The organism is Bacillus sp. R86525, from assembly GCF_042466195.1.
Taxonomy (GTDB): Bacteria; Bacillota; Bacilli; order Bacillales; family Bacillaceae_G; genus Bacillus_A; species Bacillus_A nitratireducens.
In genome coordinates this window covers 4,966,563-4,987,820 of sequence record NZ_JAXHPX010000007.1, presented here as the reverse complement: position 1 = coordinate 4,987,820, position 21,258 = coordinate 4,966,563, and the positions used below count along the sequence as shown (strand labels likewise).

17 protein-coding genes, 2 pseudogenes and 3 riboswitches are annotated in these 21,258 nt (G+C 35.3%); of the genes and pseudogenes, 17 read left to right on the top strand and 2 right to left on the bottom strand.

Translation table 11 applies throughout. The annotated features are described in order from the left end of the window. The first annotated feature begins 155 nt into the window (after window positions 1-155). Complete coding sequence (locus tag SJY24_RS28325) at window positions 156-3,017, top strand: YhgE/Pip family protein (RefSeq protein ID WP_377867024.1); 2,862 nt, start codon at window positions 156-158, stop codon at window positions 3,015-3,017. A 41-nt stretch (window positions 3,018-3,058) separates the two neighbouring features. On the opposite strand, the gene topB is transcribed toward SJY24_RS28325, so the two are convergent. Continuing rightward, window positions 3,059-5,248 (bottom strand): DNA topoisomerase III, encoded by a 2,190-nt coding sequence (topB, locus tag SJY24_RS28320; RefSeq protein ID WP_377867023.1) that lies wholly within the window; start codon window positions 5,246-5,248, stop codon window positions 3,059-3,061. A gap of 228 nt (window positions 5,249-5,476) precedes the next feature. Continuing rightward, window positions 5,477-5,589, top strand: a riboswitch (TPP riboswitch). 72 nt (window positions 5,590-5,661) lie between these two features. Between topB and thiM the strand changes: the two genes are divergently transcribed. The 3 genes from thiM to SJY24_RS28305 all read left to right on the top strand — a co-directional run bounded on the left by thiM (window position 5,662) and on the right by SJY24_RS28305 (window position 8,162). Then, on the top strand, window positions 5,662-6,468 hold the full coding sequence (gene thiM / locus SJY24_RS28315; RefSeq protein WP_377867022.1) for a hydroxyethylthiazole kinase: 807 nt from the start codon (window positions 5,662-5,664) through the stop codon (window positions 6,466-6,468). Between the two features lie 16 nt (window positions 6,469-6,484). Further along, window positions 6,485-7,144: a thiamine phosphate synthase gene (gene thiE / locus SJY24_RS28310; protein ID WP_377867021.1), complete on the top strand. Its 660-nt coding sequence runs from the start codon at window positions 6,485-6,487 to the stop codon at window positions 7,142-7,144. 82 nt (window positions 7,145-7,226) lie between these two features. Continuing rightward, entirely contained in the window at window positions 7,227-8,162 is a 936-nt protein-coding gene (locus tag SJY24_RS28305) for an alpha/beta hydrolase (protein WP_377867020.1), read from the top strand. 57 nt (window positions 8,163-8,219) lie between these two features. Here the strand turns inward: SJY24_RS28305 and SJY24_RS28300 are convergent, their stop codons facing one another. Further along, a complete protein-coding gene (locus SJY24_RS28300; RefSeq protein ID WP_000498716.1) occupies window positions 8,220-9,533 on the bottom strand; it encodes an anaerobic C4-dicarboxylate transporter family protein in 1,314 nt (437 codons plus the stop codon). Between the two features lie 282 nt (window positions 9,534-9,815). Continuing rightward, a riboswitch (cyclic di-GMP riboswitch) is annotated at window positions 9,816-9,900 on the top strand. Window positions 9,901-10,035: 135 nt separating this feature from the next. Here SJY24_RS28300 and SJY24_RS28295 point away from each other — a divergent pair. The 13 genes and pseudogenes from SJY24_RS28295 to SJY24_RS28235 all read left to right on the top strand — a co-directional run bounded on the left by SJY24_RS28295 (window position 10,036) and on the right by SJY24_RS28235 (window position 21,242). Beyond that, window positions 10,036-11,775 (top strand): methyl-accepting chemotaxis protein, encoded by a 1,740-nt coding sequence (locus SJY24_RS28295; protein WP_377867019.1) that lies wholly within the window; start codon window positions 10,036-10,038, stop codon window positions 11,773-11,775. Window positions 11,776-11,836: 61 nt separating this feature from the next. Then, window positions 11,837-11,938, top strand: a riboswitch (TPP riboswitch). A 100-nt stretch (window positions 11,939-12,038) separates the two neighbouring features. Beyond that, window positions 12,039-12,359, top strand: coding sequence for an MTH1187 family thiamine-binding protein (locus tag SJY24_RS28290; protein ID WP_000082898.1), 321 nt, complete (start codon window positions 12,039-12,041; stop codon window positions 12,357-12,359). Further along, entirely contained in the window at window positions 12,331-13,104 is a 774-nt protein-coding gene (locus SJY24_RS28285) for an ABC transporter permease (RefSeq protein ID WP_001057159.1), read from the top strand. The genes SJY24_RS28290 and SJY24_RS28285 overlap by 29 nt, the downstream gene beginning before the upstream one ends. Then, window positions 13,101-14,099, top strand: a complete 999-nt coding sequence (locus SJY24_RS28280; protein WP_377867018.1) for an ABC transporter substrate-binding protein — start codon at window positions 13,101-13,103, stop codon at window positions 14,097-14,099. The genes SJY24_RS28285 and SJY24_RS28280 overlap by 4 nt, the downstream gene beginning before the upstream one ends. Continuing rightward, entirely contained in the window at window positions 14,096-14,845 is a 750-nt protein-coding gene (locus SJY24_RS28275) for an ABC transporter ATP-binding protein (RefSeq protein ID WP_098597612.1), read from the top strand. Before SJY24_RS28280 ends, SJY24_RS28275 begins: the two co-directional genes overlap by 4 nt. A 66-nt stretch (window positions 14,846-14,911) precedes the next feature. Beyond that, a pseudogene (locus tag SJY24_RS28270) lies at window positions 14,912-15,684 on the top strand (hypothetical protein). A gap of 305 nt (window positions 15,685-15,989) precedes the next feature. Continuing rightward, window positions 15,990-17,534, top strand: a complete 1,545-nt coding sequence (locus tag SJY24_RS28265) for an ABC-F family ATP-binding cassette domain-containing protein (protein ID WP_377867017.1) — start codon at window positions 15,990-15,992, stop codon at window positions 17,532-17,534. Window positions 17,535-18,113: 579 nt separating this feature from the next. Continuing rightward, a complete protein-coding gene (locus SJY24_RS28260; RefSeq protein ID WP_377867016.1) occupies window positions 18,114-18,485 on the top strand; it encodes a DnaJ family domain-containing protein in 372 nt (123 codons plus the stop codon). A 10-nt stretch (window positions 18,486-18,495) separates the two neighbouring features. Next, entirely contained in the window at window positions 18,496-18,810 is a 315-nt protein-coding gene (locus SJY24_RS28255) for a thioredoxin family protein (protein ID WP_377867015.1), read from the top strand. A gap of 13 nt (window positions 18,811-18,823) precedes the next feature. Continuing rightward, window positions 18,824-19,069 (top strand): hypothetical protein, encoded by a 246-nt coding sequence (locus tag SJY24_RS28250; RefSeq protein WP_377867014.1) that lies wholly within the window; start codon window positions 18,824-18,826, stop codon window positions 19,067-19,069. A 129-nt stretch (window positions 19,070-19,198) separates the two neighbouring features. Next, window positions 19,199-19,285: pseudogene (locus SJY24_RS28245) on the top strand (histidine kinase); the annotation flags it as partial. A gap of 76 nt (window positions 19,286-19,361) precedes the next feature. Continuing rightward, on the top strand, window positions 19,362-19,943 hold the full coding sequence (locus tag SJY24_RS28240) for a TetR/AcrR family transcriptional regulator (RefSeq protein ID WP_377867013.1): 582 nt from the start codon (window positions 19,362-19,364) through the stop codon (window positions 19,941-19,943). Window positions 19,944-20,009: 66 nt separating this feature from the next. Then, window positions 20,010-21,242 carry an MFS transporter gene (locus tag SJY24_RS28235; protein WP_377867012.1) on the top strand — a complete coding sequence of 411 codons (1,233 nt, stop codon included), beginning with the start codon at window positions 20,010-20,012 and terminating at the stop codon, window positions 21,240-21,242. Window positions 21,243-21,258: the final 16 nt, after the last annotated feature.

Genomic DNA, 21,258 nt, shown 5'->3' with positions numbered 1-21,258 from the left:
CTTTTTTCACTTCGTTATATAATGAAGTAAGTGAAATATTTAATGGGAAAAATAGTATGTTTTCGTTTAATCCACGATGTAGAAAGTGATATAATTGCAAAATGTATGTATCATTTTCTAAAGAAGGAAAAATATATAATTAGGTGATAACTTTTATGAAACAAATTTGGCGTATTTATAAGACTGATTTACGGAATGTAGCCAAACATTGGGCTGCAATTGTTATTGTTTTAGGATTAATGATTTTACCATCGTTATATGCATGGTTTAACATTAAAGCTTCTTGGGATCCTTACGGAAATACGAAAGGAATCCAGATTGCAGTTTCTAACCAAGATGTTGGATCAAATTTAAGAGGGAAAGATATTAACATCGGGGAAGAAATTGTAGATTCACTTAAGAAGGACAAAAATTTCGGGTGGAAGTTCGTTGATGAAAAGCAAGCAATTTATGGAGTAGAGCGTGGAGATTATTCCGCAAGTATTACTATTCCAAAAGATTTTTCTGAAAAGATTGCAACGGTCTTGAATGAAAATCCACAGAAACCGGAAATTGATTACTATGTAAATGAAAAGGTGAATGCCATTGCACCGAAGATTACAGCTAAAGGTGCATCGGGTCTTACAGAAGAGGTTAGTAAAAACTTTGTTAAAACAGCAAACGGTGAGATTTTTAAAATCTTCAATGACCTTGGAATCGATTTAGAAACTAACTTACCGAGTATTGAGAAGGTCAAGGATCTTGTCTTTAAGTTAGAAGCACAATTCCCAGAAATGAATACACTTATGGATAAGGCATTAGATGATGCAACTCGAGCGGAAGATATCGTGAAAGTAGCACAAAAAGATCTACCTGTTGTAGAGAGTGTAATAAATGATGGGCAGGAAGCATTGGCAAACTTAGATAAGTTCTTTGCGAATCAAGATCAAACATTGAAAAATGCTCCAGGGACGATAAGAAATGATTTAGTAGTAGTCCAAGGTGTTATGGATAGTGCAGCTGCATTTACTGACTTTTTAATGAATCCGGGTGTAGATTTAAATATCCCTGATTTGTCTGGAATGAATGGATTACCTGAATTCCCGGCGAGACCGGATCTTTCTAAGTTGAACAATGATGGTTACAAGAGTATAGCGCAAAATATTAATCAAACAGTAAATAATGTTTTAAGTTCATCCCGTGCAGGAACGGCTTATGGGAAAAGTGTTGTAAATGGATTGCAAAATGGAAAATTTGATCCGGAACAAGCAAAGAAAGATTTAAATGCGGTATCAGATCAATTGCAATCTCGTACAGAAGGTATTTCGTATCTTATTAATGTATTTACCGAACTTCAAAAATCAGTAACGACTGATTTTGGTAAAAGCTTTTTCCAAGGACGAGTGGATCGCTTAACGAAGCTTAAAGACGGTATGGAAAATGCGAATAACGGTATTAAAGATATTGTAAATGTTATTGGTACAGGACAAGAAGTAAAGAAAGATGTAACAGATGTAGCTAATCAAAAATTAGATGCAGCAAATGCGTTAATTGATCAAGCTGAAAAAGATTACAATGAAACATTTGTAGCAGATTATAAAAAAGCAGTTAGCACAGTAGATCAAGCTAAAGTTGATGCAAATGAATTATATGATAATGCGAAAGCAGATTACGATAAAGCGAAAAATGGTTTTGAAAGTACTAAATCTAGTTTCCAAAAAGCACTAGAGGATGTGCAAAATAGAGGCGTTAACGGTTTAGAAGGTTCGAAGGAAGCCTTAAAAAGTTTGAATGGTCAATTCCAATCTGGAATCGGTTTAATTGATGATATGATTCCAGTTCTAGAAAGCACAAATAAGGTTTTAGCAGATGTAAATAGTGATAAAAACCTTAATAATGGAATTACAAAGTTAAATAAAGCGAAAAGTAGTTTACAAAAAGGTGTAGAGGCAACGAATAAGGGTATTACACTTCTTAACAATGGCCAGAAACCGACAAAAGATGTAATTGAAAGTATTAACAATGCTGCGAAAGGCGGATCAGCTCAATTAGCAGATGTATTATCGACGTATGATGCAGAAATTGTACCAGGTTTCAACACAGCAATTGCTCGTACAAAAGAGATGTCTAAAAATACAACTCAAATTTTAAATGATGCAGACAAAAAGCTTCCAGATGTTAAAAAATTACTAGAGGATTCATCAAAAGGCTTAGTAGACGGTAGAAAGAAATTAGCAGACATTAAAGCTGAAATGCCGGAGACTGAGAAAAAGATTAAAGAATTAGCAAATAAAATTCGTGATTTTGAATCAGAAGAGGATATAAAAGACATCATACGCTTATTAAAGAATGATGTTGAAAAGCAAAGTGATTACTTCGCGAATCCAGTAAATTTAAAAGAGAATAAATTATTTGCAATGCCGAACTACGGTTCAGCAATGTCACCATTCTATACAGTGCTTGCATTATGGGTAGGCGCATTATTAATGGTTTCATTATTAACGGTAGAAGTGCACGAAGAGGGCGCGAATTATAAGAGCCATGAAGTTTACTTCGGACGTTTATTAACATTCTTAACGATAGGTCTTTCACAAGCGTTTATCGTATCGATGGGGGATATATTCTTACTCGGTACGTACGTAGTCGATAAATTCTGGTTCGTGTTATTTAGTTTATTTATTGGGGGAGTATTTGTTTGTATCGTGTACTCACTCGTTTCTATTTTCGGAAACGTTGGGAAATCGATGGCGATTATTTTACTTGTACTACAAGTAGCAGGATCGGGTGGTACGTTCCCAATTCAAATGACGCCACCATTCTTCCAAGCGATTTATCCGTTCTTACCATTCACATATGCAATTAGTGCAATTCGTGAAACAGTAGGTGGAATGCTTTGGGATATAGTAATAAGAGATTTACTTGTGTTAAGTGTTTTCGTAGTAGTTATGATTATTGCTGCGTTATTACTGAAAACACCAATTAACAAATCGAGTGAAAAGTTTGTTGAGAACGCAAAAGGAAGTAAAATTATTCATTAAAAATAAAAGGTTCCTACCGATAGTGGTAGGAACCTTTTTATTTAATCAAATTTTAATTTCTTTAATGCTTCTGCGAATGGATTGTTTAATGGTTCTTCCTCTTTGTTCTGTTGTTTCATATATTTTTGAACGTCGCGTTTATCAGCTTTGCTGCCGGATTCTTTTTTACGTCTCTCTTGGAATGTGGATAATTTCTCGCGATAGCCACATTTACATGCGAAAATTTGGCCTGCTCCTTCACCACGAAGTTCTAGTTTCTTTTTACACTGAGGACAGCGTGCGTTTGTAGTGCGGGATACATTTTTACGGTGACCACATTCGCGATCTTGGCATACAAGCATTTTACCTTTTTTGCCGTTTACTTCTAACATTGGTTTACCACAGTCTGGACAAGACTTGGTTGAAATGTTGTCGTGTTTATATTTCTTATCACTCGATTTAATTTCAGCAACAATTTCTTTCGTATAGTTCTTCATTTCTGAAATGAATACTTCTTTCTTTAATTTTCCTTTAGCGATAGCTTCTAACTTTTGCTCCCATTCACCAGTTAGTGTAGGAGATTTCAGTTCTTCTGGCACTAAATCAAGTAACTGACGGCCTTTTGAAGTAATATGAATATCTTTACCACGTTTTTCAAGTAAGAACGAATTGAATAACTTGTCGATAATATCAGCTCGTGTAGCTACAGTACCTAATCCACCAGTTGACTTTAACGTGTCAGCAAGTTGTTTGTTTTGCGTATCCATGTATTTTGTTGGGTTTTCCATCGCTGAAAGTAAAGTTGCTTCATTAAAGCGTGCAGGTGCTTTTGTTTGACCTGATGTTTGGACAATTAGTTTTATGTTTAATGTATCGCCTTTTTCGATGCGAGGTAAGATTTGTTCTTTTACATCATCGATTGCATCATCATCTTCAAATCGATTTTCATAAACCTCTTTCCAACCAGCATGTAAAATCGTTTTTCCACGTGCGATGAACGTTTCGTCACCAATTTTCGTGCGCAATGTTAGTTGTTCATATTCAAAGGCCGGGAATAAAACAGCTAAGAAACGTTTTACAACTAAGTTATAAATTTTACGTTCTTTATCTGTGAAAGCTGAGAAGTTTACATAGCTCTCTGTTGGAATAATCGCGTGATGATCGCTTACTTTGCTATCATCAACAAATGATTTATTAGATTTTACAGGTTTCTGCAATACTTTATGCGCTAAAGGACGGTATTCTCCAACTCCGCACGCCTTCAGACGCTCTGGAAGTGTGCCGACAATATCAGATGAAATATAGCGTGAATCTGTACGAGGGTACGTTAAAACTTTATGCTGTTCATATAATTTTTGCATAATGTTTAATGTTTCTTTCGCAGAATAGCCAAATATTTTATTCGCATCACGTTGTAGCTCAGTTAAATCGTAAAGACCAGGAGCGAACGATTTCTTTTGCTTTTTATCAATGTCTACAACAGTAGCATTTTGCTTACTGATTTTGTTCACAAGTGCATCGAGTTTTTCTTTATTGAAGCTGCGACTATTTCCTTTTGTATTTTGCCAAGTTAGTTTTAATCTCTCAGCTGTTTGAGCTTCGATACCATAGTAAGTTTGAGCTTTGAAATGTTTAATTTCATCTTCACGGCTTGCAATCATGGCTACAGTAGGTGTTTGAACACGACCACAATTTAGTTGGGCATTAAAGCGAGTAGTTAATGCTCGAGTCGCATTAAGTCCGATATACCAGTCAGCCTCTGAACGTGCGACAGCTGAAGCGTATAGATTGTCATATGCTTTTCCTGGTTTTAAATTTGCGAAGCCATCTTTAATTGCTTTATCGGTAACAGATGAAATCCATAGACGTTTAATCGGTTTCTGCATTTTAACTTTATCGATAATCCAGCGTGCGACCAATTCTCCCTCACGACCGGCGTCAGTAGCTATAATGATTTCATTTACATCTTTTCTAAGAAGCTGACTTTTTACAGCGTTAAACTGTTTCCCTGTTTGTTTAATAACGGTTAGTTTTAAACGCTCCGGTAGCATTGGTAAATCTTCTAAATTCCACTGTTTATATTTCACATCATAGCTTTCTGGATCAGCTAATGTAACGAGATGACCTAAAGCCCAAGTAACAATATATTTACTACCTTCAAGATAGCCGTTCCCTTTTTTATCACATTTCAGTACACGTGCGATATCACGTGCAACAGAAGGTTTTTCAGCAATTACAATACTTTTTGCCATATTTAAAAACATCCTTTCAAATTTCCATACGTTAAATATAGCATACATCTTTGTTCTATTCAGTCTTGCTGGCGGTTTGAGTTATTTGTGATGAAATATATGTGTGAGAGTTTTACTTATATAAAGGCGAAGAATGGTTGAACCAGGAGAGTTATGATCTCTATCATTCTATAAAAGGAAAGAACTTGTTATTTTACTAGAATAAGAGTAGACTTTGAAGTAGATGAATAATAAACACATGGGAGTTTGTGGATGCAAACTGAGAGTATGACTACTAGACCGTCATTGACCATTTGAACCTGTTGGATAATGCCAGCGTAGGGAGAGTGTAAAAGCACATGTTCAGGCACTTTGCGTACGCGCAAAGTGCCTTTTTGTGTATCTCCCATCACTATAGTTAGGAGATGAAAAGGATGAATATGAAAGAAATTAGTAAAGTAGTGGATTTGGTAAGAGAGTCTAATCCGCTCGTTCATAATATTACAAATGTTGTTGTAACAAATTTTACAGCAAACGGTTTATTAGCATTAGGGGCATCGCCTGTAATGGCGTATGCAAAAGAAGAAGTAGCAGAAATGGCTAGCATTGCTGGAGCGTTAGTATTAAATATGGGGACACTTCGTCCTGAAGAAGTAGAAGCGATGTTACTTGCGGGTAAATCAGCAAATGTGAATAATGTACCAGTATTGTTTGATCCAGTTGGTGCAGGAGCAACATCGTATCGAACAGAAGTTGCGAGACATATTCCAGCTGAAATCGATTTAGCAGTTATCCGCGGAAATGCAGCTGAAATTGCTAATGTTATTAATGAAAAATGGGAAATTAAAGGTGTAGACGCTGGTACTGGAAATGGTAATGTTGTAAATATTGCAAAACAGGCAGCGGATGAATTAAATACAGTTGCGGTAATTACTGGAGAAGAAGACGTTGTTACAGACGGAGAGCGAACTATTCTTATTCGAAATGGCCATCCTATTTTAACGAAAGTGACTGGAACAGGCTGTTTACTAACTTCTGTAATAGGAGCATTTGTAGCGGTAGAAAAGGATTATGTAAAGGCAGCAGTGGCTGCATTAATATTCTATGGAGTAGCAGCAGAAATAGCGGCTTCGAAAACAGTAAAGAATGGACCAGGAAGTTTCCAAATTGAATTTTTAAATCAGTTAGCGAATACAACTTCAGATGATATTAAGAAGTATGGGAAGATTGAGCTTATATAGTAAGGAGGGGAACTAGATGCCGCGTATTACAATGGATGAAATGTCTAGGTTATTACCAGTATATTTTATTATGGGAAGTAACAATTGTACGAAGGAACCATTACAAGTATTGAGAGATGCGCTAGAAGGTGGTATAACAATTTTTCAATTTCGTGAAAAGGGAGAAGGGGCTTTAACCGGAGAGAAACGTATTTGTTTCGCGAAAGAAATACAAGCACTTTGCAAGGAGTACGGTGTATCATTCATCGTAAATGATGATGTAGAACTAGCCCTCGAGTTAGATGCAGATGGTGTTCATGTTGGACAAGATGATGAAGGAATTACTTCTGTTCGTGAAAAAATGGGAGATAAAATTGTTGGTGTATCTACCCATACAATTGAAGAAGCACGCTGGGCAATTGAAAACGGAGCTGATTATTTAGGTGTTGGCCCTATTTTCCCAACGAGTACGAAAAAAGATACGAAAGCAGTGCAAGGAACGAAAGGTTTAGCCCACTTTAGAGAACAAGGAATTATGACACCGATTGTTGGTATCGGTGGGATTACGATTGAAAATACTTCTTCCGTTATAGAAGCAGGTGCGGATGGTGTCTCTGTTATTTCTGCGATTAGTTTAGCGGAATCTGCGTATGAGAGTACGAAGAAGCTAGTAGAGGAAGTAAGTAAGAGTTTGTAGAAAAAAGCTATGTAGTATTAAAACGCTACATAGCTTTTTGTTTGTTTTTGGTATTGAAAATTAGAAATAGGGAGGAAATTGTTTGAAACGGAATAGATTTGTAGAGTTGCAAAATGAGTTGTTTCGTTTATTTGAAAAAGGGGAATTTGATGCCATTTATAGATGCATAGATGAAACGAAAAGGGAGTTTCCTGAAAGAATGGATAAAACGAGTTTTTGGCAAGCTTGTGCATATTCAGTGGAAGGTAAGCATAAAGAGGCAATTGCTATACTTAATGAAGCCATACAAAGGGGAATTTGGTGGAACCCATATACACTCATGCATGATGAAGATTTAAAAGGATTACAGGATAAAATAGATTTTAAGCCGATAGTCAAAAAGTGCGAAGAGATTTTGAAGGAGCATCAGATGATGAGTCAGTCAAAATTATTTACTTATGGAAATGAAAAAGCGCAGGCAGGTATATTTTCTTTACATTGGAGAGGATCAAACGTAAATGATTTTGCACCATATTGGTGTGAAGAAGAAATACTACGTGAGTATATGTTAGGTTTTTCTCAATCCTCACAAATATATGGAATGAATTCTTACAGCTGGGATAATCATGAGATAGCTATAAAAGATGTTATGAAAAGTTTTAATGATTTTACAAATAAATATAACTTGGAAGATATCATCATCGCGGGAGCTTCTCAAGGGGGAAATATAGCAATAGAGTTAGCGTTAAAGAATATGTTAGCGACTCAAAAGTTTATTGCGGTTATACCTGCTATTCGAGATGTAGAGGCAATTGAAAGTATCGTTATATCGAATGACATAACGAATGTGAAAGGATATATTGTCACGGGAGATAAAGATCAATTTTATGAAAACACACTTCAAGTAATGTCTATGTTCGAGAAATATAATGTGAACTGTAAATTAATTGTGAGAGAAGGATTAGGTCATCTTTTCCCAGAGGACTTTACACAAATATTAAAGAACATAATGGAAGAATGGGCGGTTAAAAGTATTTAAACAAACGTTTGATTAAAAAAGCACAAACCTTTTTAAATAAAGGTTTGTGCTTTTTCTTTAAAACATAATCGAAATTAAGAGCATTCCAATTCCGATAGAAGTAAAGGTTGCGATTAGGCCAGGAATCATAAAGCTATGATTTAAAACATACTTACCAATTCCTGTTGTACCAGTACGGTCAAAGTTAATTGCAGCAACGATTGTTCCATAGTTTGGAATGAAGAAATATCCATTTACTGCAGGGAACATCGCAATCAGTAGTGCTGGTGGAATACCGAGTGATAATCCAAGAGGCATTAAAGCACGTACAGTTGCTGCTTGGCTGTATAGTAAAATAGATAGAATGAATAATGCGATAGCAAATAGCCATGGTGCACTAGTCACCAAGTGCTGAATTGATCCTTGAATCATATTTAAGTTTCCGTTAAAGAAAGTATCTCCCATCCAAGCGATACCGAAAATAGCAACAACTGCCGTTGCCCCTGCTTTAAAGACGTTACCGGACACAATGCTTTCTACATTTGGTTTACAGAAAATAATAATAAGAGCTGCAATAGTTAACATAACCATTTCAATTGTGTTTGGCATGGAAAGACGAGCTAACTTCCCGTCAACCATCCATCCCGGACGAAGAGCTTCAAATGAACCAAGAAGTACGACAAGGAAAGTTCCAACTAGGAAAAGGATAACTGATAATTTAGCGCCTTTTGCACCCACAAATTCTTTTTTCTCTTCAAGTTTAGGGATCATTCCCTCTTTTAATCGCTTCAAGTATTCAGGATCTTCATTTAATTCTTTTCCCATTTTACTAGCAACGAATGCAGCTACCATACAAGCGATGAAAGTAGAAGGAATACTGACTTTTAAAATGTCTAACAAGGTGATTTTATAGTCGGCTAACATTGCTAAAAGTGCAACTGTTGCAGCCGATATTGGACTAGCTGTAATTGCTTGCTGTGAAGCGATAACGGCAATTGACATAGGTCGTTCAGGTCTAATTCCTGATTCACGAGATACTTCGGCGATAACAGGAAGTACAGAATAAGCGACATGACCTGTTCCGGCGCATAGTGTGAATAAATAAGTAACAATAGGAGCAAAGAATGTAATGCGCTTTGGGTTTTTTCGTAATGCCTTCTCAGCGAGATGGACAAGATAATCCATTCCTCCAGCAGCTTGCAAAGCACCGGCAGCTGTAATTACTGCTAAAATCATAAGCATTACATCAATAGGAGGAGCTGTAGGTTGTAAGTGGAAGACGAAAACAAGTATTGCCATACCAACGCCACCCATTACTCCTAGACCAACTCCGCCTAAGCGTGCGCCAATAAAAATGCAGAGTAGTAACGTAAGAAATTGTAGCCAAAACATGATAAACTACCTCCGAAATTCGTAAGTTAAGATATATTCGAATAGTTTAATTTGAATGAAAATTAAATGAATATCCGGAATAATTCTTGTGTTGTATACGTTTTTTATTATATAACACAAGAAATGTAACATTCACGAACTTTGTTAAATTATTTCGAAAAAATAATACATTAAAACTTTATATTTACATCTTTAAATGGGTGGACATTTTAATTTTTATGTTGTAATATTTGGAAGAGAATATTTAAATTCTCATAGAACTCCCATATCGTTCAACTCGTTCAGCGAGAAAGGCAAACTTATGGAAACATGAGGACGCAAAACTACAGGGGCTAAGGTCGAAGGGCTAAGCTAGCCAGTTACCGGACGGATAGGGTTGGTCTTGGCCAATGCTTATTACATTGGTCTTTTTTTATATTTATTCATATTGAGAACCATTTTCAAACAAAATATTCTTATATTTTGTTTTTTTTTGCTGGGGATATTAGGGAAGGTGAAGTTAATGAAAAAATATTGGCATAAGTTATCGTTTCTTCAAAAGAATGTATTGTTAACTGTATTAGTTATTTTGACGCTTGTTGGTACTATGGGAGCGTTAAGTTTTAACATGTTTCAAAATAGTATGATGTCTATATTTGAAAGGCATTCTTTTGAAACAGGAGATACGGTATTACATAAATTAGACGCAGAAATATTGAGAGATGTTGCAAAAGACCCAACGACAGAAAGAGAAAAGAGAGAGAAGCTAATAGAGAAGTTAGATGAATCAACGGAAGAATTGAACAGTGTTGGACAAACGTACATTGTTGGAGCAAAAGAAAATGAAAAAGGTGAGTTACAAGTTGTCGCTTTGGCTACAGGGTTAGCAAATGTTGTTGAAGTAGAACCGGGAGACTATTATAAACAACCAGATCTTTGGATGAAAGCATATGATAAGGTAATGAGCACGAAAAAAGCAAACATGACAGAAGTATATGAAGACGCATTAGGATCATGGGTAACGATATTAGAGCCAATTAAAGATGGAGAAGATAATATTGTGGCAATTGTTGCAGCCGATGTAGATGCCTCTATTGTTCCTATGACAAAAGAAAAGTTCATTATACAAGGTTTAATGTTTATTTGTATTTCTGTTTTAATTGCAACGGTTATTCAATTCCTAATCGTACGTAACGCACTTGCTCCATTGCGGGATTTACGTGAAGGATTGCGCAAAGTCGGTGAAGGTGACTTAAGTATTAAATTAGAGGAAAGACCAGATGATATTGGTATTATTAATGCGTATTTTAATAATACCATCGAGAAGTTTAAAGGAATTATAGATAAAGTGAAGCAGACAGCCGAACAGGTTTCCTCATCTTCACAAGAATTGTCAGTGAGTACGAAAGAGAATAGCATGGCAGTCCAAGGAATCGTAAGTTCTATAGTGGAGTTAAGGGCTGGCGTTCAATTACAAGAAACTGCAGTACCAAAGTATTTAGATATTATATATGAAATGGAAGATAGGATGGAAGAGATAACGAATGCTGCAAAACAAATGGCGAAAGAGTCTGAAGGTACAAAGCATCATTCAGTAAAAGGAAATGGTATTATTGAACAGACGATTAATCAAATGAACATAATACAAAATGCAGTACAAGATTTATCTTCTATTATTTATTCTTTGGAAACAAGATCAAATGAAATTAGTGATATTGTAACAGTAATTACCGGTATTTCAAATCAAACGAATTCGCTAGTTTTAAATTCTTCTATTGAAGCTTCACGTGCTGAGGAAACAGGACGGGGATTTGCTGTTGTTGCTGATGAAGTGCGTAAATTAGCAGAGCAGACGGAAGCATCAGCAAAAGATATAGCAAAATTAATAGGGGAAACGCGAGCTGGTACGGAAGAAGCTGTTGTTTCAATGAAAAATGCTTTAAAAGAAGTAGAATCGGGTATGAAACTTGTTGAAAGTAGTGGTGCTTTCATTGGTGGAATTTCAAAATCAGCACAATCTGTTACAAATCAGGTTAGAGTTGTTTCTGACAATTCAAGTGATATATTGCAAAATAGCCAAAATATTGTGCGGATTGTAGATGAACTATCATTTATTGCAAATACGTATGCGAATAGTAGTAGTAATGTTGAAGAAAGTATGAAAGAGCAGGAAATGTCTGTACAAGATATTGCGGAATTAGCTAGTTCTTTAAGCTGGCTTTCGCAGGAGTTACAAGAGTTAATAGGAGAATTCAAAAGTTAAATGAAATGATTATACGCGCTTTTGTTTGTTCAATAAAATAAATCATGCTACAATGAAAACGAATTAAGGACCGGGGAGCCAATTGGCTGAGAGGATGTAACCAAACATCGACCCTCAACCTGATCTGGATAATGCCAGCGTAGGGAGTTACTTAAAGTGATGTAGCATATGTTATTCTATAATAACTTGCATACAAGGCTTTCCTACGTAGTAGGAAAGCCTTTTCTTGTTTTTAAATTTAATTTCATAAGGGGGATTTTACTATGTCACAACAAGTTACAATTTCATTTTCAGTAGTACCACAAGCGAAGAACAAAGATGTGTATTCTGTTGTTGATAAAGCAATTGAGGTTGTACAACAATCGGGAGTTCGTTATGAAGTAGGGGCAATGGAAACAACGCTGGAAGGAGAATTAGATGTACTTCTTGATGTCATTAAACGTGCGCAACAAGCTTGTGTGGATGCTGGAGCAGAGGAAGTGATTACTTCTATTAAAATCCATTATCGTCCAAGCACTGGTGTAACGATAGATGAAAAGGTTTGGAAGTACCGTGATGAATATGCAAAACCAGAAGCAATCTAAAATAATTACAACTATTTGGCTTATCCTTCTCATTGCGATATGGGAAGGATCTGTTTCATTATTTAAAATTGAACCGTGGATTTTACCGAAGCCTTCTGCCATTGTTCAAGAATTAATTGGAATGAAAGATTTACTATTACCGAATACGATGCAAACGTTACAAGAGGTTCTAATCGGATTGTTTTTTGCGATTTTAATTGGGACAAGTATTGCAATTATTATGGATGTTATCCCTTTATTTCGTATTTTAATAAATCCGTTGCTTGTTATTTCGCAAACGATTCCAATCGTTGTACTTGCACCGTTATTTATTATTTGGTTTGGATATGGAATGCTACCGAAAGTAATGGTAGTCATACTCGTTTGTTTCTTCCCGATTGCGCTTAGCATTTTAGAAGGTTTTCAAACGGTAGATAAAAATATGTTGAAGTTGTTGCAAACGATGAAGGCAACGAAATGGCAAGTTTACCAGAAAGTAAAGTTTCCAGCAGTGCTTCCATACTTTTTCTCAGGGTTAAAAATTGCAGTTACATATAGCGTAATGGGAGCGATTATTGGGGAATGGCTCGGTGCCAGTGAAGGATTAGGAGTTATGCTTACGAGAGCTACAAAATCCTTTTTAACAGCCCGAGTATTTGGTGTGGCAGCAATTATTGTTATGGTGACATTATGCCTGTATTTTATCGTGGAGTTTATGGCAAGAATAACAGCACCATGGATATATAGAAAGGACGGCAGAAAATGAAAAAAGGTTTAAAAGTTATGTTGGCTGCCTTATTAGCAGTAGGTGTGGCTGGATGTAATCCGGCGAAGAAAGAAGATAGTGCAAGTAAAAATCAAAAAGTAAAAGTAGTATTAGATTGGTTTCCAAATACGAATCATACTGGCTTATATGTAGCGCAAGCGAAAGATTATTATAAAAAGCAAGGCTTAGATGTAGAGATTATTCAGCCTGGTGATAATGTGACAGCGGAGCAAATGATAGCTTCAGGAAAAGCTGACTTCGCAATAAGCGCACAAGAAAATGTAACATTGGCTCGTGTAGAAGGTATTCCTGTTGTATCTGTCGGAGCGATTATTCAGCATAACACTTCAGCATTTGCATCGCTTAAGAAAGATAACATGACTTCACCGAAAGATTTTGAAGGTAAACGTTACGGAGGCTGGGGAGGACCAGCAGAAGAAGCAACGTTGAAGACAATTATGGAGAAACATCAAGCTGATTTTAATAAAGTTGAAAAAATCATCTTAGGACAAACCGATTTCTTTAAATCAATCGGCCGTGATGCAGACTTTGAATGGATTTATTACGGATGGGATGGAATTGAAGCGAAGCGCCAAGGAAAAGAGTTAAATACGATTATGGTGAAAGACTTAGACCCAGCGCTTGATTTCTATAGTCCTGTTATTATTACGAGTGAAAAACATACGAAGCAAGATAAAGACTTTGTGAAAAAGTTTATGAGTGCAACGACAGAAGGGTATAATTTTGCAATTAAAGAGCCGAAAGAAGCTGCTGATATTTTAATTAAAGCTGTTCCAGATGTAAATAAAGACTTAGTACAAGAAAGTCAAAAGTGGTTAAGCACGAAGTATCAAGATGATGCAAAAGCATGGGGAGTACAGAAGGAAGATGTTTGGACGAATTACATGAATTTCTTATATGATAACAAAGTAATTAAGAAGAAAATTGATGTAAAAGATGCCTTTACAAATGAGTTCCTTCCAAGCGAAAAATGAGCGGATTACAAATAGAAAATATTGTGAAATCTTTCGATGGAAAGAATGTATTAGCAAATATTAGTGCTTCTATACGAGAGGGAGAGTTCGTTTCTTTTGTAGGCCCAAGTGGTTGCGGAAAAAGTACATTATTAAATATGATTGCAAATGTTGAAAATCCAACAAATGGGAATGTAACGTATAACGATAAGCAAATGCAAGAGCAAGATGTTGTAAGTTATATGCCGCAACAGGATTTATTACTGCCGTGGCGATCAGCTTTGCAAAATATAGTTCTTCCATTGGAAATCGAAGGGAAACCTAAAAAACAAAGGCTGACAGAGGGAATGGAAGCATTAAAGCAGTTTGAACTAGATGAATATGCAGACCATTATCCAGATGAATTGTCTGGTGGTATGCGTCAAAGAATTAGTTTTCTGCGCACATATTTATGTGAAAAGCCAATTATGCTACTTGATGAGCCTTTTGGAAAATTAGATGCCTTTACAAAAATGGAAGTACATAGCTGGCTTTTAAACTCTTGGCACCAAGAGAAGCAAACAATCGTTATGGTCACACATGACTTAGATGAGGCAATCTTGCTTTCGGACCGCATATTTATATTATCTCAAAGACCAGCATCAATAGTTGGTGAGGTACAAGTGAAATTACCTAGGCCGAGAACGATGGATATGTTAACATCATTTGAGTTAAAGAAGGATAAGGAAGAAATTCTGAGAGTATTAGCTCCGTATATGAAAAAATAGAAAAAGCCTTTTAACAGTTTTTGGTATAATTACTGTTAAGAGGCTTTTTTATATAGGGGGAGAAAGATGAAATCTATAGAGCAAATAGTTGATTCGTTAACAGCTGATAATCTTGAAGAAGGAAAGTCCTTATTAAAAAATCATATCTTATTAATGAAGTATGGTATGGAACATCATGAATTAAGAGAAGAAGAAATGACAGAAGTTTTAAAGTGGGTTCAAGGCGGGATCAATTGAGAAAAGCTGTTCCAGAATTACGTGATTTACATTTAGTTAAAAAGTTTCAAGTGTTATTAGATGAATTTATTCATTCTATAATTTCAAATGGTTATGTGGAAGATGCGGTAGAAATTCTAGAGAGTGTATTAAAAAGTATGGGAGCAGTCGCTCATATTGTAAAAATTATGTTTGTTGGCAAAAGAAAAGTTAATAGAAATTCTTTAGAAATGGTAGAAGAGTTAAAACGAGAGTGCTACAACTTAATGGAACAGCGCGCTGCTGTCGGGTTGCATGCTCAAATCTTTCACGTTTTAGGTTTTGTTCATTCCCTTCAGTTTGATTTAGAAGAAAGGTCGCAGGAACATGGACGAACTGTAATAGGCCTTTTAACGGATTTTAAGACGAAGGAATTGAAATCTGTACAACAATTTCAAAACGAAGAACATATTCCAGAAGTGAAAAATATGGTTAGTAAAGAGTATGGGATAGAACTACAAAGAAGAATTTATATGTGGAAATCGTTAACGCTCATCTTTACAAGTCCATATGCATTAGAAAAGTTGTATAAAGAAATTTACGCAGAAAATGAAAAAACGGAGAAGGAACAAAAGAAAAAATAGAGAATAGAATATAACAGAGTAGTTTATACTCTTAATATAACAAATGTTAAAGGAGTGAAAGGATAAAATGACTTTATCAACTGTTCTTCAAATGGTTTTAGCTTGATACGGGAGAAGTCTGCCCATTTTTAACAATTAAGCTAAATTGAAGACAGCAGGTAAAGAACCTTAATCCTTTTTTACGATAATATGTAATGGGTAAGGTGTATTCACCTTACCCATTTTATATATATACAATTAAATAAGGCTTTATACTGTTGTTCTCTCTATTTAGCTTATGAACTATAAGTAGAGGAGAGAAAAAAATGAGTATATTAACAGTAGAAAATTTAAGTCATTCGTATGGTGAGAAAACCATTTTATATAATGCGTGTTTTCGACTATTAAAGGGCGAGCATGTTGGATTAGTTGGGAAAAATGGAATTGGAAAATCAACATTGTTAAGGATTTTAACAGGAGAACTTATACATGATGACGGAAACATTGAATGGTTTCCACATGTGAAGATAGGTTTTTTACAGCAGCATATGGATTTACAAGAAGGAATAACAATTGAGGGATACTTACAAAGTGCATTTTCTAATCTGTATGCGATTGAGTGTGAAATGTTAAAAATTGCTGAAGAAATGAATGGAGCAGGAGAAATAGAAAAACTGTTAGTAAGGTATGGAGAATTACAAACTATATTGGAAAGTTCTAATTTCTATCAAATTCATACAGAAATTGAAGAAGTAGCAATCGGCTTAGGCTTACTTGAAATAGGTTTGAAAAAGGATGTTTCACAGTTAAGTGGAGGACAGCGAACGAAGTTATTACTTGGGAAGCTCCTTTTAGAAAAAGCTGATGTTTTATTGCTGGATGAGCCAACAAACTATTTAGATACAGCTCATATAGAATGGTTGCAATCGTATTTGAGACTGTATGAAAAAGCTTATGTGATCATTTCACATGACGAAGTATTTTTGAACAGTATTACGAATGTTATTTATCATCTAGAAGAACGGAAAGTGAAGCGGTACGTAGGAAATTATGAAAAATTTGTGCAAAGTTATCAATTGCAAAGGAAACAATTACAATCGGCGCATGTGAAACAACAAAAAGAAATTGCTCAGTTAGAAACATTTATTCAAAAAAATAAAATTCGAAAAGCGAAACAGGCTAAGAGTCGAGAGAAAGTATTAGAGAAAATGCAAAGGATTGAAAAGGTCAATCATGTAACTCGATCCCGTTTTGATTTTACTGTTTATGAGGAGCCAGTAAGTCGTATATTGCAAGCTGAGAAACTAAGGATAGGTTATAGTGATCCGTTATGTCCAGAGCTGAATTTACAAGTGAAAAAGGGAGAAAAGATAGCGATTGTTGGTCATAATGGAATCGGAAAAACGACGATGTTAAAAACGTTATTAGGCCAAATAAAGCCGCTAAGTGGTTCAATTTCTGTTGGCGAGCGAGTAAATCCAGCTTATTTTGCACAGGAAGAGTTTGCTTCAGAAACAACACCATTAGAGAAAGTTTGGGCAGAAAGACCAGATATGACAAGGAAAGAAGTACGCCAAGCATTAGCAAAGTGTGGCTTGAAAGAAGAGCACGTATTAAAACCTATTCGTTTATTAAGCGGCGGAGAACAAACGAAAGTGCGTTTATGTGAACTTATCGTAACGAAAAGCAATGTTTTAATTTTAGATGAACCGACTAATCATTTGGATATAGAAACAAAGAAGTCTTTGCAGGAAGCGTTACAACAATATACAGGAACAGTTTTACTTGTCTCACATGAGCCTTCTTTCTATGAAGCGTGGATTACAAAAGTATGGAATATAGAAGAATGGAACGCTGAACAATATGAATAAAGAAAAGGCCTTAGCTTATACAAGCTAAGGCCTTTTCTTTGTGATTAACATGATTTTCGAGAACTCTTACATGAGAATTGTATGAAGAAGCACTCTTATGGTGCGCTTATAAGCGTGCTTTTTCTGCGATTATGTTTATATTTATAATAATACTAGATGCCTTTCCCTAATAGGCTACTATCTTTCTTTATATATATAGATAGTTTGAAAAGGAATGAAAATAATTCCTATATGTAAAGGATAATGTGATTAGTATGGGAAGACAATAGAATTTAAAGGGAATTCATGTAAAATTCAGATGAACTTCACACGAACTTCATATTATAAACTGAATATAATTATAATAGGTTATTATAATTAAAGCTTTTGATTTTTGGCAAAATTAAAAGTTTGGCTCGGGTTTCTGTGCTGTTGTCATTCATTTATGAGAAGGAATATTACCGTTTTTTATGCATTATTAATTTTATGTATCGTTTAAAAGAATTTCCGGTAAATTCACGGAATCAATTTTGAATGACGTAGCAGGATGATGAAATTTCATGTAAAATAATAGTAAAAATATGTAAAGGAGGGGATAGTGTGGATGTGTTTTTGAACATTGCTGAGGAAAAAATTCGTCAAGCGATACGGAATGGTGATCTTGATCATATTCCGGGACAAGGAAAACCACTACAATTAGAAGATCTTTCAATGGTACCTCCAGAATTAAGAATGAGTTATAAAATCTTGAAAAATGCAGGCATGATTCCACCAGAAATGGAATTGCAAAAAGATATATTGAAAATAGAGGATTTAATCGCTTGTTGTTATGATGAAGTAGAGAGAAAAGAATTACAAGAAGAGTTAACAGCAAAAACGCTGCGTTTTCAGCAGGTAATGGAAAAGAGAAAGATTAAAGATAGTTCAGCTTTTCGTATGTATCAGGATAAAGTATTTCGTAAATTACGCTAAGAGGGATAAGATGAATACATTTGAAACGATAGAAGAATTAGCAATATATATTGAAAAACAACAATTGGTACTTCTATTTATTAAAACGGAAAATTGTGGTGTTTGTGATGTTATGTTAAGAAAAGTAAATTGCGTATTAGAGAATTATGATTACGTAGAGAAAGTAGAAATATTACTACAAGACATGCAAGAGATCGCGGGGCGATATGCAGTATTTACAGGGCCAACAGTTTTATTATTTTATAATGGAAAAGAGATCATTCGTGAATCACGCTTCATTTCACTTGAAAATTTAGAGAGAACCATTCAATTATTCGAAGATTAAGGGAGGCTTTTATATGGAATTTATTATTGTCATACTATTATTTGTTGTAGTTGGAACGATCGTAACAGCAGTTCGATCAAACAAAAAGAAGGTAAATCTTACGAAACAAAATAACATTCATAATTCATCTAACAACTCATCACCATTATTTTTCTTTGCTGGATCTGATAATGATAGCTCGCATGGAGGTTCACATGATTGCGGAGGATCTTTTGGCGGAGATAGCGGAGGCAGCTGTGATGGTGGCGGAGGTGATTGATGAGAATACGCCCTATAGGGGGCGTATTTCTTTTTAAACAAACGTTTGATTAGTTGGCTTACATACGCATAAAAACAGTTAAACAAACGTTTGATTAAATATTTTTAACATACTAAGGGAAATGAAAAGGGAACCGTATTTCTTGTTAAATTAGGATTTGAATTTGGAATAATACATATGATTCGAATGTGGTTTGAAAGTACGTTTTCTAAATAAGGAATATAGCCTCTTGCGATAGAGGTTTTTTATTTGTTATTATTAGACTGAACGGTCGGTTTAAAGAGGTGTGAATATGAGAAGAAGCGCAGAAGAGATAAAGAAAGAAATTGCATATAAAGCAGAAAGTCTGTTTTCACAGAAGGGCTATGCAGCTACATCTATGGAAGAGATTTGTGAAATTACAGAGAGAAGTAAAGGAAGCATTTATTATCACTTTAAAAGTAAAGAAGAATTATTTTTATTTGTAGTGAAACAGCATACGTATGATTGGCTTGAAAAATGGAATGAAAAAGAGAAGTTGTATAGCACTAGTACTGAAAAACTATATGGTCTCGCGGAATATTATGTAGAGGACATACAGCAACCAATTTCAAATGCAATAGAGGAATTCTCTATGAGCCAAGTTGTAAGTAAAGAGATTCTGGATGAACTGTTAGCTTTAACTAGAGAATCATATGTTATGGTTGAGAAACTAATTGAAGCAGGCATACAGTCTGGAGAGTTTCGTGAAGATAATACGCGCGATCTTATGTATATTGTGAATGGATTATTATCGGGGCTGGGAGTACTTTACTACGAGTTAGATTATAAAGAGCTGAAACGTATTTATAAAAAGGCAATAGATGTATTGTTAAAAGGAATGGCAGCTGAATAATAGGTCAGTTGCTTTTCTTACAAAATAAATTAGACCGAACGGTCGGTTTATAAAGGGGGAATGAAAATGAACGCTTTATTTAAAAACCGAGCATTTATGCTCGTTATGGCATCTGATATTTTACAACAATTTGCAATTTGGATCAGAAATATGGCTCTTTTATATTTCATAATGGAGCGAACAAATAATGATCCAGTTTCAGTTTCGTTGTTATCGGTTATGGAATATGCACCTATCTTTATTTTCTCGTTTATCGGTGGTGCGCTAGCTGATCGCTGGAATCCGAAAAGAACAATGGTTGCTGGGGATGTGTTAAGTGTACTGTCTATTATAGGAATTGTCTTGTTGTTAAAGCTGGATTATTGGCAGGCTATATTTTTTGCAACACTCATTTCCGCGATTGTAGGTCAGTTTTCTCAGCCATCATCTTCGCGTATATTTAAGCGCTATGTAAAGGAAGAACAGGTAGCAAATGCGATTGCATTTAACCAAACATTACAGTCATTATTTATGATTTTTGGACCAGTGGTAGGATCGCTTGTGTATACACAACTTGGTTTATTTACATCACTATATAGCTTAATCATCTTATTTTTGTTATCTGCTATCGCTCTTTCATTTTTACCAAAATGGGTTGAACAAGAGCAAGTGGCGAGAGATTCATTAAAAAATGATATAAAAGAGGGTTGGAAATACGTTCTTCATACGAAAAATTTACGTATGATTACGATTACTTTCACCATTATGGGCTTAGCTGTTGGACTAACGAATCCATTAGAGGTGTTTCTTGTAATAGAACGGCTTGGAATGGAAAAAGAAGCAGTTCAATATTTAGCCGCAGCTGATGGAATAGGTATGTTAATCGGTGGTATTGTTGCTGCAGTTTTCGCTTCAAAAGTGAATCCGAAAAAGATGTTTGTATTCGGTATGAGCATATTAGCGATGTCATTTTTAGTAGAAGGGCTATCTACATCATTTTGGATTACTAGTTTCATGAGGTTTGGAACAGGTATTTGTTTAGCTTGTGTTAATATCGTTGTCGGTACGCTTATGATTCAACTTGTACCGGAAAATATGGTTGGAAGAGTAAATGGAACAATTTTACCACTGTTTATGGGCGCTATGCTAATTGGAACTTCACTAGCTGGAGGATTAAAGGAGATGACCTCATTAGTTACTGTGTTTTGTATAGCAATGTCACTTATTTTACTAGCGATAGGTCCGGCTTTACGTATGCAAATAAACAAAGAAGATGTTGTTAATCGAGAGGAAACGACGAATTCATTGGTTTCGAAATAGCTATTGTAAGGGGGCA

Excerpts from the sequence above, each read along its gene's own strand:
- SJY24_RS28325 (WP_377867024.1), top strand. The coding sequence starts at position 156 with ATGAAACAAATTTGGCGTATTTATAAGACTGATTTACGGAATGTAGCC.
- topB (WP_377867023.1), bottom strand. The coding sequence starts at position 5,248 with ATGGCAAAAAGTATTGTAATTGCTGAAAAACCTTCTGTTGCACGTGAT.
- thiM (WP_377867022.1), top strand. The coding sequence starts at position 5,662 with ATGAATATGAAAGAAATTAGTAAAGTAGTGGATTTGGTAAGAGAGTCT.
- thiE (WP_377867021.1), top strand. The coding sequence starts at position 6,485 with ATGCCGCGTATTACAATGGATGAAATGTCTAGGTTATTACCAGTATAT.
- SJY24_RS28300 (WP_000498716.1), bottom strand. The coding sequence starts at position 9,533 with ATGTTTTGGCTACAATTTCTTACGTTACTACTCTGCATTTTTATTGGC.
- SJY24_RS28295 (WP_377867019.1), top strand. The coding sequence starts at position 10,036 with ATGAAAAAATATTGGCATAAGTTATCGTTTCTTCAAAAGAATGTATTG.
- SJY24_RS28290 (WP_000082898.1), top strand. The coding sequence starts at position 12,039 with ATGTCACAACAAGTTACAATTTCATTTTCAGTAGTACCACAAGCGAAG.
- SJY24_RS28285 (WP_001057159.1), top strand. The coding sequence starts at position 12,331 with ATGAATATGCAAAACCAGAAGCAATCTAAAATAATTACAACTATTTGG.
- SJY24_RS28280 (WP_377867018.1), top strand. The coding sequence starts at position 13,101 with ATGAAAAAAGGTTTAAAAGTTATGTTGGCTGCCTTATTAGCAGTAGGT.
- SJY24_RS28275 (WP_098597612.1), top strand. The coding sequence starts at position 14,096 with ATGAGCGGATTACAAATAGAAAATATTGTGAAATCTTTCGATGGAAAG.
- SJY24_RS28265 (WP_377867017.1), top strand. The coding sequence starts at position 15,990 with ATGAGTATATTAACAGTAGAAAATTTAAGTCATTCGTATGGTGAGAAA.
- SJY24_RS28255 (WP_377867015.1), top strand. The coding sequence starts at position 18,496 with ATGAATACATTTGAAACGATAGAAGAATTAGCAATATATATTGAAAAA.
- SJY24_RS28250 (WP_377867014.1), top strand. The coding sequence starts at position 18,824 with ATGGAATTTATTATTGTCATACTATTATTTGTTGTAGTTGGAACGATC.
- SJY24_RS28240 (WP_377867013.1), top strand. The coding sequence starts at position 19,362 with ATGAGAAGAAGCGCAGAAGAGATAAAGAAAGAAATTGCATATAAAGCA.
- SJY24_RS28235 (WP_377867012.1), top strand. The coding sequence starts at position 20,010 with ATGAACGCTTTATTTAAAAACCGAGCATTTATGCTCGTTATGGCATCT.